This window comes from Georgenia sp. TF02-10 (genome assembly GCF_022759505.1).
GTDB lineage: Bacteria > Actinomycetota > Actinomycetes > Actinomycetales > Actinomycetaceae > TF02-10.
In genome coordinates this window covers 335,525-349,430 of record NZ_CP094289.1, presented here as the reverse complement: position 1 = coordinate 349,430, position 13,906 = coordinate 335,525, and the positions used below count along the sequence as shown (strand labels likewise).

17 protein-coding genes are annotated in these 13,906 nt (G+C 76.2%); 12 read left to right on the top strand and 5 right to left on the bottom strand.

Annotated elements, in window-relative coordinates:
* Nucleotides 1-9: 9 nt before the first annotated feature.
* Both MF406_RS01630 and MF406_RS01625 read right to left on the bottom strand, forming a co-directional pair.
* The gene (locus tag MF406_RS01630; RefSeq protein ID WP_242896289.1) at nt 10-675 is read right to left on the bottom strand and encodes a response regulator transcription factor; all 666 of its coding nucleotides are present in this window, start codon (nt 673-675) and stop codon (nt 10-12) included.
* Nucleotides 654-2,012, bottom strand: a complete 1,359-nt coding sequence (locus tag MF406_RS01625) for a sensor histidine kinase (RefSeq protein ID WP_242896288.1) — start codon at nt 2,010-2,012, stop codon at nt 654-656. Before MF406_RS01625 ends, MF406_RS01630 begins: the two co-directional genes overlap by 22 nt.
* Before the next feature lie 131 nt (nt 2,013-2,143).
* Between MF406_RS01625 and MF406_RS01620 the strand changes: the two genes are divergently transcribed.
* From MF406_RS01620 to MF406_RS01575, 10 genes are all read left to right on the top strand, one after another.
* Entirely contained in the window at nt 2,144-3,034 is an 891-nt protein-coding gene (locus MF406_RS01620; protein WP_242896287.1) for an ATP-binding cassette domain-containing protein, read from the top strand.
* Nucleotides 3,031-3,831 (top strand): ABC transporter permease, encoded by an 801-nt coding sequence (locus MF406_RS01615; protein WP_242896286.1) that lies wholly within the window; start codon nt 3,031-3,033, stop codon nt 3,829-3,831. Before MF406_RS01620 ends, MF406_RS01615 begins: the two co-directional genes overlap by 4 nt.
* A gap of 291 nt (nt 3,832-4,122) precedes the next feature.
* Nucleotides 4,123-4,494, top strand: a complete 372-nt coding sequence (locus MF406_RS01610; RefSeq protein WP_242896285.1) for a hypothetical protein — start codon at nt 4,123-4,125, stop codon at nt 4,492-4,494.
* Nucleotides 4,495-4,691: 197 nt separating this feature from the next.
* Complete coding sequence (locus tag MF406_RS01605; RefSeq protein WP_242896284.1) at nt 4,692-5,150, top strand: S-ribosylhomocysteine lyase; 459 nt, start codon at nt 4,692-4,694, stop codon at nt 5,148-5,150.
* Between the two features lie 59 nt (nt 5,151-5,209).
* Nucleotides 5,210-5,932 (top strand): 5'-methylthioadenosine/S-adenosylhomocysteine nucleosidase, encoded by a 723-nt coding sequence (gene mtnN / locus MF406_RS01600; protein WP_242896283.1) that lies wholly within the window; start codon nt 5,210-5,212, stop codon nt 5,930-5,932.
* A gap of 75 nt (nt 5,933-6,007) precedes the next feature.
* Complete coding sequence (locus MF406_RS01595) at nt 6,008-6,490, top strand: transporter substrate-binding domain-containing protein (protein WP_242896282.1); 483 nt, start codon at nt 6,008-6,010, stop codon at nt 6,488-6,490.
* Nucleotides 6,487-7,500, top strand: a complete 1,014-nt coding sequence (locus tag MF406_RS01590) for a cation transporter (RefSeq protein WP_242896281.1) — start codon at nt 6,487-6,489, stop codon at nt 7,498-7,500. Before MF406_RS01595 ends, MF406_RS01590 begins: the two co-directional genes overlap by 4 nt.
* Before the next feature lie 221 nt (nt 7,501-7,721).
* A complete protein-coding gene (locus MF406_RS01585; protein ID WP_242896280.1) occupies nt 7,722-8,174 on the top strand; it encodes a hypothetical protein in 453 nt (150 codons plus the stop codon).
* Entirely contained in the window at nt 8,068-8,952 is an 885-nt protein-coding gene (locus MF406_RS01580; RefSeq protein ID WP_371744683.1) for a Mut7-C RNAse domain-containing protein, read from the top strand. The genes MF406_RS01585 and MF406_RS01580 overlap by 107 nt, the downstream gene beginning before the upstream one ends.
* A gap of 10 nt (nt 8,953-8,962) precedes the next feature.
* Complete coding sequence (locus MF406_RS01575; RefSeq protein ID WP_242896278.1) at nt 8,963-9,460, top strand: metallophosphoesterase; 498 nt, start codon at nt 8,963-8,965, stop codon at nt 9,458-9,460.
* A 197-nt stretch (nt 9,461-9,657) separates the two neighbouring features.
* On the opposite strand, the gene MF406_RS01570 is transcribed toward MF406_RS01575, so the two are convergent.
* The 3 genes from MF406_RS01570 to MF406_RS01560 form a co-directional block, all read right to left on the bottom strand.
* Nucleotides 9,658-10,254, bottom strand: coding sequence for a DUF305 domain-containing protein (locus tag MF406_RS01570; RefSeq protein ID WP_242896277.1), 597 nt, complete (start codon nt 10,252-10,254; stop codon nt 9,658-9,660).
* Between the two features lie 391 nt (nt 10,255-10,645).
* Nucleotides 10,646-11,215, bottom strand: a complete 570-nt coding sequence (locus tag MF406_RS01565) for an NADPH-dependent F420 reductase (RefSeq protein ID WP_242896276.1) — start codon at nt 11,213-11,215, stop codon at nt 10,646-10,648.
* Between the two features lie 191 nt (nt 11,216-11,406).
* Nucleotides 11,407-12,039, bottom strand: coding sequence for a vitamin K epoxide reductase family protein (locus tag MF406_RS01560; protein ID WP_242896275.1), 633 nt, complete (start codon nt 12,037-12,039; stop codon nt 11,407-11,409).
* A gap of 536 nt (nt 12,040-12,575) precedes the next feature.
* Between MF406_RS01560 and MF406_RS01555 the strand changes: the two genes are divergently transcribed.
* Nucleotides 12,576-12,986, top strand: coding sequence for a helix-turn-helix transcriptional regulator (locus MF406_RS01555; protein ID WP_242896274.1), 411 nt, complete (start codon nt 12,576-12,578; stop codon nt 12,984-12,986).
* Entirely contained in the window at nt 12,983-13,897 is a 915-nt protein-coding gene (locus MF406_RS01550; RefSeq protein WP_242896273.1) for a cation diffusion facilitator family transporter, read from the top strand. The genes MF406_RS01555 and MF406_RS01550 overlap by 4 nt, the downstream gene beginning before the upstream one ends.
* The last annotated feature ends 9 nt before the right edge of the window (nt 13,898-13,906 follow it).

Below are 13,906 nucleotides of genomic sequence, written 5' to 3'. Positions count from 1 at the left end.
CGGCGGCCGTCAGCCCTCGGCGTCGTGGACGACCAGGGCGATCTGCACCCGGTTGGTCACGCCGAGCTTGTGGAACAGCCGCCCGACGTGCGTCTTGACGGTGGCCAGGCCCAGGTAGAGCTCGCCGGCGATCTCGGCGTTGGACAGCCCCCGCCCGACGGCGAGCGCCACCTCCCGCTCCCGCTCGGTCAGCCGGGACATCCGCTCCCGGGCCGCGGCCCGGCGGGCGTCGTGCTGGGGCGCGGTGGCCGCGGCGATCAGCTGGGTGGTCACCGACGGGGAGAGCATCGGCTGCCCGGCGGCCACCCGGTGCACGGCCTCGACCAGCCGCGGCGGCGGGGTGTCCTTGAGCAGGAAGCCGTCCGCCCCGCGCCGCAGCGCGGCCAGGACGAGGTCGTCGGCGTCGAAGGTGGTCAGCACCAGGACCCGGACCGGGCTGCCGGCGGCCCGCAGCCGGGTCAGGGCCGCCAGGCCGTCCACCCGGGGCATCCGGATGTCCAGCAGGAGGACGTCGGGCCGCTCCCGGCCGACGGCGGCCACCGCCTCCGCGCCGTCGGCCGCCTCCGCGCACACCTCGATGGTGGGGTCCGCCCCGAGGATCATCCGCAGGCCGGCGCGGACCAGGGCGTCGTCGTCGGCCAGCACCACCCGGGTCACGCCGGCCACGGCACCCACGCCGTCACGGTGAAGCCGTCCGGGCCGAGCCCGTGGGCCAGCCCGCCGCCGACGAGCTCGGCCCGCTCGGCCAGACCGGTCAGGCCCATCCCGGCCCCCGGCGCGCCCGATCCCGGCCCGGCTGCCGCTCCCGGTCCGGCTGCCGCTCCCGGTCCTGGAGCGGGGACCGACGTCGACCCGGACGGGCCGGCCGCAGCCGCCCAGCCATCAGCGTCCCCGGCCGCGGCGCCGGCGGGCACCGCCGCGCCGACCGGGTTGGCCACCGCCACCTCCAGCCGGTCCCCCGCCCGCCCGGCCAGCCGCACCACAACCGGGGCTCCGGGGGCGTGCTTGCGGGCGTTGGTCAGGGCCTCCTGCACCACCCGGAAGGCCGTGCGCGACGCCGTCGTCGGCAGGCACGCGGCGGCGTCGAGCGTCCCTCCGGGCAGCCCGGTGAGGTCCAGGCGGACCTCGGTCCCGGCGTCGGCCGCGTCGGCGAGCAGGGCGGGGACCTCGGCCACCGTCGGCTGCGGCGGCTCGGTCGCCTCGCCCGGCCCGGTGCGCAGCACGCCCAGCACCTCCCGCAGCTCGCCGAGGGCGCGGTGCGCGTTGTCGGCGATGACGCCGGCGGTGCGGGCGACGTCCGCCCGGTCGAGGTCCTCGCGGTAGGCCAGCGCGCCGGCGTGCATCGCGACCAGGGAGATGCGGTGCGCCAGGACGTCGTGCATCTCCCGGGCGATGCGGGTGCGCTCGGCCGCGCGGGCCCGGTCCGCCTGGAGCTCCCGCTCACGCTCGGCCCGCTCGGCCCGCTCCCGCCAGCTCGCCAGCAGCTCGCGCCGGGCGCCGACGTAGGCCCCGGTCGCGACGCAGACGGCGCAGACGGCGGCGGCGAGGACGCCGGCCAGCAGCGACCACAGCGTCCCGCTCTCGGCCGTCCCGGTACTGGGCCGCAGGAGCGCCTCGTACCCGACGGCGGCCGCGACCCAGACGGCGGCCACCGGCGCGACCTCCCGCCACCGCCGGCGGGTCGCCAGGGACACGGTGGCCAGTGCGGCCGGCCCGATCACCGAGGCGGACACCGCGGTGGTGGCGCCGAGGAGGAGCGCGACCAGCAGCGGCCACCGCCGGCGCCAGTGCAGCACGACGAGCCCGACGGTCCCGACCAGCAGGTCAAGCACGACCAGGCCCCCGGCGCGGGCCGCCCACCGGTCCCAGGCCGGGTCGCTCGGGGCGGGTTCGACGGTGGTCAGGTCGTAGACGACGATGAAGAAGAGGACCAGCCCCACCCCACCGGCCGCCAGGTACCGCCAGGTGCTCGACCACCAGGAGAGCGTGGGCGGGGACGGCGGGAGCGGCACGGCCACCAGGGTAGGCACCGGCCCCGGGGCGGGCCGTCCCCCACCTGGCCGGTCCGGGTCCGACCAAGGTCGGAGGCGGCGGAGACCGGACGGGGACGTCCCGGCCGGCCGCCGTCGGCAGCGTGGTCACCATGATCACCACCGAGCACCTCACCCGCCGCTACGGCGGCCGCGCCGTCGTCGACGACGTCTCCTTCACCGCCCGCCCCGGCCGGGTCACCGCCTTCCTCGGACCCAACGGCGCCGGGAAGTCCACCACCCTGCGGATGCTGTGCGGCCTCACCCGGCCCACAGCCGGCACCGCCACCGTGCTGGGCCGCCCGTTCCGCGAGCTGGCCAACCCCGGCCGGCGGGTCGGCGTCCTGCTCGACGCCGGCGCCCAGCACGCCGGCCGCACCGGGCGGGAGGCGCTCACGCTCTCCGCTCGTCTGATGGGCCTGGGACCGGGCCGGGTCGAGGAGGTGCTGGGCGCCGTCGGCCTCACTGCTGCCGAGGCCGGCGCCCGGACGCGCACCTACTCCCTGGGCATGCGCCAGCGCCTCGGCATCGCCCACGCCCTGCTCGGCGAGCCGGAGGTCCTCGTCCTGGACGAGCCGGCCAACGGGCTGGACCCGGCCGGGTCCCGGTGGATGCGGCGGCTGCTGCGCGGGTTCGCCGACGCCGGCGGGACCGTCCTGCTGTCCTCCCACCTGCTGCGCGAGGTCGAGGCCGTCGCCGACGACCTGCTCGTCCTCGGCGGCGGGCGGGTGCGGGCGGCCGGGCCGGCGAGCGAGCTCCTCGCCGGCGGCGGCACCGAGGTGAGCAGCCTCGACGACGCCGGCCTGGCCCGCGCGCTGACGGCCGCCGGGCACACCGTCACCGCCGCCGACGGCGGCCTGCGCACCTCCGCCGGCCCGGCGGAGGTGGCCCGGCTGGCCGCCGCGCACGCCGTCGTGCTGACCGGGCTGCGGCCGGCCCGGACCGCCCTGGAGGACCTCTTCTTCACCACCACCGCCCCGACCGCCCGCGAGGAGACCCGATGACCACCACCGCCCCCGCCGCCCCCGGCACCGCCCACGTCCCGCCCGCCCCGGCGCCGCCGGCCGGCATCCCGTGGCACCGGCTGCTGGCCGTGGAGCTGCGCAAGCAGGTCGACACCCGCGCCGGCCGGGGCGTGCTGCTGGCGATGGTCCTGCTCGGCACCGCCCTCCTCGCCACGGTGCTGCTCGCCGGCGCCCCGGCGGAGCTGACCTGGACGGACCTGACCAGCACGGCCGTGCTGCCCCTGATGCTCCTGCTGCCGGTGATCGGCATCCTCGCCGCGACCAGCGAGTGGTCCCAGCGCACCGCGCTGACCACCTTCGCCCTCGAGCCGCGCCGCACCCGGGTCAACCTCGCCAAGCTCGGTGCGGCGCTGCTGCTCGGCCTGCTCGTCCTCGGGCTGACGTTGGTCGTGGGCGCGGCGGCGAACGCGGCCGGCGCGCTGTGGCTGGGCGGCACCGGCTCCTGGGCGCTGGACACCGCCGCCCTGCTGGGCCTGTCGCTGACCACCCTGATCCTCGTCGCGCAGGGCGTCGGGTTCGGGCTGCTGCTGCTGAGTACCCCGGTCGCCATCGTGGCCTACCTGCTCATCCCCACCCTGTGGTCCGTCCTGCCCCTCCTCGTGCCGGCCCTGGACCCGGCGGCCGACTGGCTCGACCTCGGCCGGGCCACCGGCCCGCTGCTGGAGGGCACGGTCGGCGGGGTCGACTGGGCCCGGCTCGGCACGGCCGTCCTGGTATGGGTGGGGCTGCCGGTCGCCGGCGGGCTGTGGCGCACGGCGCGGCGGGACGTGGCGTGAGGAACGGGCGCCGTCGGCCGAGGGCCTCGGGCGCCGTCGGCCGGCGGTGCCATGGCCTCGCCCCCGCCCCGCCGTGGAACTGCACTGCTGGTCGACGGCGCCACCCGTCATGCCTTGGCCACCCGCCGTCACCGCCCGGCAAGTCCGGTCTCGTAGGCGCGCTCGACGGCGGCCCGCCACCGATCGCCGTCGGCCGGTCGCTCTCGGCCCCCAGCCACCCCGGCCCGCGGGAGGTGACCTAGACCACCTCCTCGCCGGGCGGTCCGGCCCCGGGCTGCCTATCCTCGGTGGATGGAGAAGCCACTGAGCCCCGGGGGCCACGGGGCGACCGACTACGCGATGGCGCTGACGCTGCTCGCCGCGCCCCGGCTGCTGCGCATGAGCAAGCGGGCACGGCGGGTGTTCGGCATGCTCGGCGCGACCCAGGGCACCGTCAACGCGCTGACCGTCCAGCCGCTGGCGGTCAAGCCGGTGATCCCGTTCCGCACGCACCGGGTCATCGACCTGGCGTCCTCCCCGGTCTTCGCGCTGCTGCCGGTGCTGACCGGGGTGGCCAAGCAGCGCCGCGCCCGGGGGCTGTGGCTGGCGATGACGGTCGGCCTGGCGGTGGAGTACGTGCTGACGGACTGGGACGCCAAGCCCGCCAGGCGGGCCAAGCGCTGACGCCGTCGGCGGCGGGCCGGTCCGCCACCGGCCCCCCGCCGGTCGGCCACCGGCCCGCACTGGCCGGCACTGCCGCCTGGGACGCGGCGTCCGGAGGCTCGCGCCCGACCACCCCTCGGGCAGCGCCCGTGGCGTGCCCTGATGACGCGCGCCGGACGGGGGATGATGGTCGCCGGACAACCCCCGGAGGAACCGTCATGCCGATGAACGTGGAGAGCTTCAACCTGGACCACACCACCGTCCGCGCCCCGTACGTGCGGGTGGCCGACACCAAGCACCTGCCCGGCGGGGACGTGCTGACCAAGTACGACGTGCGCTTCTGCCAGCCCAACGCCGAGCACCTCGAGATGCCGGTGGTGCACTCCCTGGAGCACACCTTCGCCGAGCACGTGCGCAACCACTCCGCCGACGTCGTGGACTTCTCCCCTATGGGCTGCCAGACCGGCTTCTACCTCCTGCTCGCCGGCGAACACCCCTACCCCGAGGTGCTCGACCTCGTCGAGGCCACGCTCCGCGACGTCGCCGCCGCCACCGAGGTCCCGGCGGCGAATGAGACGCAGTGCGGCTGGGCCGCCAGCCACACTCTCACCGGCGCGCAGGAGGCGGCCCGCGCGATGCTCGCCCGCCGCGCGGAGTGGGACCAGGTCACCGCGTGACAGCCGCGGCGCCCGGCGCGGGTCCCGTCCCCGGCGCGGGCCCGATTCCCGTGCCGGACGTGGCGCCGGCGAAGTTGCCGACGGCGGACCTGCCCGTGGTCGACGCCGTGGTCGTGGCGGCGATGGACGAGGAGGTGGCGCCCTACACCCGGCGGGGCACGGCCATCGGCCCGGCGGTCGAGGCCGGCGGGGCGTGGGCCCGGCCGGTCGCCGTCGACGGCGTCCGCCTCTACCTCGTCCGCAGCGGCATCGGGCTGGTCAACGCGGCCGCCGCGGCCACCGCCGCGCTCGGCCGGGTCCGGCCGGCCGCGCTGCTGTCCACCGGCTCGGCGGGCGGCCTGGCGGCCGGGGTGCAGGTGGGCGACGTCGTCGTCGGGGACCGGTACACCTACGCCAGCGCCGACGCCACCGCGTTCGGCTACGCGCTCGGCCAGGTCCCCGGGATGCCGGTGGACTACCCCGCCGCCGGCGCCCTGCTCGCCGCGGCCCGCCGCGCCCGGCCGCCGGCGGGCACCCTGCGGGTGGGCGGGATGGTCTCCGGCGACTCCTTCGTCACCGCCACCACGGTGGCCGACGTCCGCTCCCGGTTCCCCGACGCGCTGAGCACGGACATGGAGACGACGGCGCTGGCCCAGGTGGCGCGCTCCTACGCCGTGCCGTTCCTCTCCGTCCGGGGCATCTCCGACCTCTGCGGCCCGGCGGCCGGGGAGGACTTCCACCTAGGGGTGGACCAGGCCGCCGAGCGGGCGGCGGCGGTGGTCCTGGCGGTGCTCGCCGGCTGAGCCGCCGGCTCACCCGGCCGGCCGCCGTCGGCGCGGCCGACGTGCGGAACTGCTGGGGTGTCGTTGACTGGGCCCATGAGCCGGCGACGTGTGCTGACGGCGGCCCTGGTGCTGACGGTCCTGGGCGGCTGCGGGGTGAGCGTGCCCACCGACCCCGAGGGCACCCTGGACCGCGTCCGCGGCGGGCAGCTGCGGGTGGGCGTCTCCCCCAACCCGCCGTGGACCGACCTGCCGGACGGGCCCGACGGCGACCCCACCGGCCTGGAGGTCGACCTCGTGCAGGACTTCGCCCGGTCCCTCGACGCCGAGGTCGCCTGGACCGCCGGCGGGGAGGAGATGCTCATCGGCCAGCTCGAGCGGGCCGAGCTCGACGTCGTCATCGGCGGGTTGACCGCGAAGTCACCCTGGTCCTCCCAGGCCGCCCTGACCTACCGGTACCTGGAGACCACCAGCCCGGACGGGGAGAAGGAGCTGCACGTGATGGCCGCGCCGATGGGCGAGAACGCGTTCCTGGTGGAGCTGGAGCGGTTCCTCCTCGCGGCGGAGGCGGCGCCGTGAGCACCGGGCGGGAGGCCGTGGCCCGGTTCGGGCACACCGAGCTCCCGGCCGAGCAGGCCGCCGCGCTGCGCCGGGCCGTCCGCCTGGAGTGGCTCACCCTCGCCTTCCTGGCCACCGCGATCACCCTGGTCTACCTCGTCATGGGCAGCTCGCAGGCGATGAAGACGGCGTGGGCGGAGGACATGCTCTCGCTCATCCCGCCGGCGGTGTTCCTCCTCACCGCCCGGCTGTGCCGGCGGGCCCCCGACCCCCGGCACCCCTTCGGCTACCACCGGGCGGTCGGCGTCGGGCACCTCGTGGCCGCCACCGCGCTGACCGCGATGGGCGTGATCCTCGTCTTCGACTCCCTCTCCGGGCTGCTCGCGGCCGAGCACCCGCCGGTGGGCACCATGGAGGTGGCCGGGCAGGTGGTCTGGTCCGGCTGGCTGATGATCGCCGTCATGGCCTACACCGCCGTCCCGCCCGTGCTGCTCGGCCGGGGGAAGATGCCGCTCGCCGAGACGCTGCACGACCGGGTGCTCTACGCCGACGCGGACATGAACAAGGCCGACTGGATGACCGCCGTCGGCGCGATCGTCGGGGTGCTAGGCATCGGCGTCGGGCTGTGGTGGGCCGACGCCGCCGCCGCCCTGTTCATCTCCGGCAGCATCCTGCGGGACGGGCTGGGGAACCTGCGGACGGGGACGACGGCGCTGATGGACGCCCGGGCGGCCACCTACGACGGCGAGGACCCGCACCCGCTCGTGGTCCGGCTCGACGAGCACCTGCGGGCCCTGCCGTGGGTCGCCGAGGCCGCCTCGCGGGTGCGGGACCAGGGCCACGTCTTCCACGTGGAGTCCTTCGTGGTCCCGGCCGGGGGCGAGCCGCCGTCGCTGGCCGACCTACGGGCGGCGCGGGAGTCGGCGATCGCGCTGGACTGGAAGATCCAGGACATGGTGATCGTGCCGGTCGAAGCCCTGCCGGAGGGGATCCTGGGGGCCGCGGACGGCTCGTCCGGGCAGGGTGCCTGACGGGCCGGGGCCCGCACCTCAGGTGTCCGTCGCCCCGCCAGGACGCACCTGTTCGGGCTCGGCGGCACCGGTCGGGACGGCACCGCACCGCACCGCCGCGGGGCTCGGTGGCAGCGCCCCTCGCGGCGGCACAAGCGTCCCCGGCTCAGCGCACGCCGCCCCCGGTGGCCGCGCACCCCACCTAGCGGTTCCATGGGGGCCATCGCTCCGGGAGGGAAGACATGAACGACACCCTGATGTGGGTCCTGATCGCCGTCGCCGTGCTCGTCGTCATCGCGCTGCTGGTGTGGCTGCTGGTCCGCCGTCGCCGGCAGCGGGCCCGGGAGGTGGAGCGGCAGAACCGCGCCCACGCCGCCGACCTGCGCGCCCAGGTGCGGGACGAGGAGCTGGAGGCCCGCCGTCGGGAGGCCGACGCCGCCGCTGCGCAGGCACGGGCGCAGCAGGCCCGGGTGGAGGCGGACCGGCTCGACGCCGAGGCCCACGAGCGCACGGCCCACGCCCACCAGGTCCGCACCGACGCGGAGACCCACCGGGCCGACGCCGACGCCCTCGATCCCGGCTACGACCCTGCGGACGACGACCGGCCCCCGGTGGCCGCCGACGGGTCCACCGCCGCCCGGGACCGGGCGACGGGCGAGCCGGGGACCGGCCCGGAGCAGCGGCCCGCTGGCTGAGGAACGCGCAGGGGCGCTGCTCGACGTCGCGCCCGCGCTCCGCTACCTCCTCCCCCCGCGGCGCCGGTCCGGGCCGGTGCCGGTCGAGGCGGGGGTGCCGCTGCGGCACCTGGTCCCCGCCGCGGGCGTCCCGCTGACCGAGGTCGGCGGGCTGGCCGTGGCGGGCCGCCCGGTCGCGGCGGACCTGCGGCCGGCGCCCGGCACGGTGGTCGCGGTGCTGCCGGTGCCCCGGCCGCAGCCGGTCGTGGCGTTCCGGTTCGTCCTCGACGTCCACCTCGGGCGGCTGGCCCGCCGGCTGCGGCTGCTCGGGCTGGACGTGGCCTACCGCAACGACGCCGACGACGACGCCCTGGTCGCCCAGGCCCTCGGCGAGGGGCGGGTCCTGCTCACCCAGGACCGGGGGCTGCTGCGCCGTCGGGCGCTCGCCCCTGGGGAGGCGGCCACGCAGCCCGACGACCCGCCCGGGCAGCCCTGGCAGGCCGGGCCGGCGCGGGCGGCCCACGTGGCGGGCGCCCGCGTCGAGGACCAGGTCCGCGACGTCCTGGACCGGTTCGCCCCGCCGCTGGCCCCGTTCACTCGGTGCGTCGTCTGCGGCGCCCGGCTCGTCCCGGCCACCGCCGCGGAGGTCGCCCCGCTGCTCCAGCCCGGCACCCGCCGGACCTACACCGAGTTCATGCGCTGCCCCGCCTGCGGGCAGGTGTACTGGCGCGGGGCGCACGCGGCCCGGCTGGTGGAGCTGGTCCGCGACGCCGGCGGCGCGCCGGGCCCGCGGCGGTAGCGTGCCGGTCGTGAGCACCCGCCTCGTCCTGCTGGCCGACACCCACGTGCCCGTCCGCGCCAAGGCGCTGCCGGACGCCGTCTGGGCCGCGGTGGACGCCGCCGACGTCGTCGTCCACGCCGGGGACTGGGTGGCCGAGGAGCTGCTCGACGAGCTCACCGCCCGCGCCGCGCACCTGGTGGCCTGCTGGGGCAACAACGACGGCCCGGAGCTGCGCCGCCGGCTGCCGGAGGTGGCCCGGGCGACGATCGGCGGGGTGCGCCTCGCCGTCGTCCACGAGACCGGGGCGGCGGCCGGCCGCGAGCGCCGGATGGACGCGGCGTTCCCCGACGTCGACGTGCTCGTCTTCGGGCACAGCCACATCCCGTGGGACACCGTCACCCCGCGCGGGATGCGGCTGCTCAACCCGGGCTCGCCGACCGACCGGCGCCGCCAGCCGCACCGGACCTACATGAGCGCCGAGCTGGCCGGGTCCGACTCGCTCGAGGTGACCCTGCACCGGCTCTGACCCCCGGGCGGGGAGCCGGTGCCCCGCGTGGTGGCGCTCTCGGTGCGCCGCCGTTCTCGAGCTAAGCTTGCTGGATGCCCCGCTCTTCTCTCGAGCTGGTCGTGCTGGATACCCCGCTCGTCGCTTACCCGTCGCCGACGTGAGGCCTGTCCGAAGCCGGCTGCCAACCGGCCGCCGGGTCGCGCCGAGGTAACCGGTCACCCGGTGGCGCACCGGCGCTCGGCGGGTTCGTCGAAGGCCGGCACGGGCCTCGTCTCGGCTTCCTCCGGTGTCGTGGCACGACCGTTCTCCTCGATGTCCGCGATGAGCCAGTCCATCTCGAGGATCTCCCGCCGCTGGGCCTCGCTGATCTCGGCGGCGAGCTCGCACACCCGGGCATCCTCGATCCCCGCACGCTCCGATCGGGTGATGGCCATGGAGTGGTGGGGAATCATCGCCCTCATGAAGGCGGTGTCATCCACCGTGGCTTGGCTTCGGTCCAGGAATGCCCCTCCCGCGAGGAGCCCGAGGCTGACCACCACCACCACGACGTTGGCCCTCGTGTTCTTGTACATGTTCAGCATCCACGCCGGCATGACCAACCCCATCGCGCCGCCCATGGTCAGCGCCATGAACACCCGGCTCTGGCTGAACCGCACGTGGTCCCACTCCCAGGTGGCGACGAACATCACGCAGTACATGACGACCATGGCCGTCAGCAGCATCGCCGCGAACCGCAGGTACATCTTCTTCGAGTGATCCTGCCCGCGTTCGGGGTGCTCGGTCTTGGCCTTCTCGTCCGCGTTGCTCGACACAGTGGCCTCCTGCGATCCGTGGCTTGTCCAGTGACGTGGGTAGGCCAACCAGCCGCACCGGGGATGTCGGCCATCCCGCGCGGCCGAGCCTAGGAACCGGCAGGCACGGCCGCATCCGGTCGGCACCCGCAGACGGCACCGGGGCAGCCCCATGCGCTCGCCGGCGCGATGCCTGCCCTGTGCGCCCTGCTTTGCGCTGCACAAGGCCGCGGGTCGGCTGGGCGATCGGAGCAGGTCACCGCGACACCATGGCCACGACCGTCACCACGTGAGCCAGCGCGACAGGACCGGGTCATCAGTCCCGGCGCAGACGTGCCATGCCTTCCGGAGGGGGCACCACCGGCACCGGCCGGACTGGTCGAGATCCTGGCGGTGGTCGCCCGCACCGGGCTCAGGGCAGGAGGGCGAACCCGCCGGTCCAGCCGATCTTCTCGCCGGCGGCGAGGGTCATCTGCAGGAAGCCGAGGGCCTCCACCTCCCGGGCCCGGTGCAGGGAGCCGGCGTCGACGGCACGCAGACCACCGGCGGTGACGACGTCGGCGAGGAGGGCCTTGGCCTCGGCGTCGTCGCCGGCGATCAGGACGGTGGTCGGCAGCTCGCCGGTCGTCCCGGAGGTGAGCGTGGCCGCGAAGTTGGTGTTGAACGCCTTGAGCACCCGGGAGTCTGGCAGCGCGGCGGCGGTCTCGGCCGCCGACGAGCCGTCGGCCGGGACCACCAGGGAGTCGAAGGTGGCGAAGTCCACCGGGTTGGTGATGTCGACGACGACCTTGCCCGCGAGCTGCTTCCCGCGCTGGTCGATGACCTCGCGCACCGCCGGGTACGGCACGGCGAGGATGACGACCTCGCCGGTGACCGTCTCGGTGTCGCCGTGGCCGAGCGCCTGGAGGGAGTTGTCGCCCTTGCGGACGATGCCGGCGATGGCCTGGCCCATGGTGCCCGTGCCGATGATGGTGACCTTCATGGAGCTCCTCCGGTCGTCGTCGAGCGGTCCAGCAACCAGGCCGAGCGTAGCCCGCGCACCGGTGAGCCGCCGCCGGGGGCCGTCGCTGCGCCGACGTCTGCGTGGTACACGGACGCGCGCCGTCGCTGACGGCCGTGCGGCGGCCACGGCCGGACCGGCTGCCGAGGCCGCCTCATCACTGCCGGCCCCGGTCAGAACAGCTGGCGGTGGTACTTGAGCACGATCGCCGCGGCCAGCAGCACGAAGACGATGACGACGACCGCGTAGTCCACCCCCATCCGCAGCCAGGAGGTGAGCCGGGCATGGGCGCCCGGGGAGAGCCCGAAGTTGTTGTCCAGGATGTTCACCCGCGTCATCGAGGCGAAGACCGTCGTCGTCGAGGCGGTGACGAGGAGGCACCACGGGCACAGGGCGCCGATGACGAAGTAGGACTGGGTGAAGAGCCAGTAGGCCAGCACCAGGCCGATGGTGTAGATCGCCTGGGCGGCGAGCATGAACCACCGGGGGAAGCGCACCCCGCCGAGCGCGGCGACCGCCAGGGTGATGACCACCGGCTCGGCGATGAGGCCGAGGAAGGCGTTGGGGAACCCGAGCAGGCTGGCCTGCCAGGCCTGGGCGACGGCGCCGCAGGAGATGGCCTGGTTGATGTTGCAGGCCAGCTGGACGTCGGGGTCGGCGGCCAACCGGACGGCGTCGATCGAGAGGACCAGCGACGCGGCCAGGCTGAGCAGGGAGGAGATCAGCATCGTGACGAAGGCCAGCCGACGCGTGCGGGGCAGGCGAGGATCGGTGACCTCGAGCGGGTCGGCGACCTGGGCGACCATGAGGAGTCCTCGGGTGTCGGGCGGGCGGGTGACGGCGGGACAGCGCCGGGGTCATCCCGGAGCACCCCGAATTGTCCGGCACCTGCCGGTCGTGCGGACCGTGACGGAGGTCCCGGCCGGGCACTTGCGAGAGGTCCCGGCCGAGCGGTGGCGGGAGGTCCCGCCGCCGCACGGGACCTGACGGGGTCAGGGCAGCCGCTCGACGGCCTCCCCGCCACGACGCCCGCAGGCTGGTGCGCGAGAAGTAACACACTCGCTGCCTGATCCGCGACGATGGCACCCGACTTCCGCGGAATCCCGCCACGCGGTCGAGCCCCGGCAGGGATTGTGTTACTTCCTGCACGCGTGAGCATCACCCGCGGCCGGTCAGCGCGCGGCCGGGCGCGGCGAGGATTCCCGTGCCCCCGGCCCGCACCCCGGTCTGACCAGTTGCCCGCACCCCGGGCTGACCAGCTGGCGGGTCGTCGAGGGCAGCCGGCCGTCGCCGAGCGGAGCGCCAGCCCGGCGGGGCCGATGGCGACGGGTAGCATCGTCATATGGCGATACCGGCGTCCGCCGCGCCGCCGGTGGCCCGGGCACCGACCGCGCTGGCCCCGGCCGCGGCGCTCTTCCACGGTCTGGCCGACCCGGCGCGGCTGGCGATCCTCCAGCACCTGAGCCTCGGCGAGCACCGGGTGCGGGACCTGACCGAGCACCTCGGCCTGGCGCAGTCCACCGTCAGCGCGCACCTGGCGTGCCTCCGCCGCGCCGGCCTGGTTACCTCCCGGCCGGTGGGCCGGGCGTCGTGGTTCTCCCTGACCTCGGCGCCCGAGCTGCTCGCCGTCCTCGCCGCCGCCGAGGATCTCCTCCGGGTCAACGGCGCGGCCGTCGCGCTGCGCCCCACCTGCGGCGTGGTCGCTGCCGCTGACGCACCGGACCCGCCCCAGGCCCCGCGGGCCGTGCCATGAGCCACGCCCACGCGCACGGCCACACCCGCGCCAACCGCCGGCGCCTGGCGGTCGCCTTCGCCATCACCGCCACGATCCTGCTGGTGGAGGTCGCCGGGGCGGCCGTGACCGGCAGCCTGGCGCTCCTCGTGGACGCCGGGCACGTGCTCACCGACGCCGGCGGCCTCCTCGTCGCCCTCACCGCGGCCTCGATCGCCGTGCGGCCGCCGACGCCGCAGCGCACCTGGGGCTTCCTCCGCGCCGAGGTCCTCGCCGCCGGCGCCCAGGCGGCGGTCCTGCTCGCGGTGGGCGCCTACGCCTTCGTCGAGGGCGTGCAGCGCCTCCTCGCCCCGCCCGAGGTCGCCGCCGGCGGGCTGGCCCTGGTCGGCGTCGTCGGGCTGGTGGGCAACCTTGCCGCGCTGGCGGTCCTGCGCCCGGGCCGCGCCGCCAACCTCAACCTCCGCGCGGCGTTCCTCGAGGTGGTCAACGACGCCCTGGGGTCCGTCGCCGTCATCGTCTCCGCGGTCGTGATCGCGACCACCGGCTGGACCCGGGCCGACGCCGTCGCCGCCCTGGTCATCAGCGCCCTGATCGTCCCGCGCGCGGTCCGCATCCTGCGCGAGTCCGGCAACGTGCTGCTGGAGTCCACCCCGCCGGGCCTGGACCTCGCCGCGGTGCGCGCGCACATCCTGGCCGTGCCGCACGTGCGCGGGGTGCACGACCTGCACGCCTCGCAGATCGCCACCGGCCTGCCGGTGCTCAGCGCCCACGTGGTCCTCGACGACTCCTGCTTCCACGACGGCCACGCCGCCCGCACGCTCGAGGTGATCCAGGCCTGCGTCGCCGAGCACTTCCCGGTGAGCGTGGAGCACTCCACCTTCCAGCTCGAGACCGCCGGGCACGCCGCCGGGGAGGCGAGCCACCACCCGTGACGGCGAGCG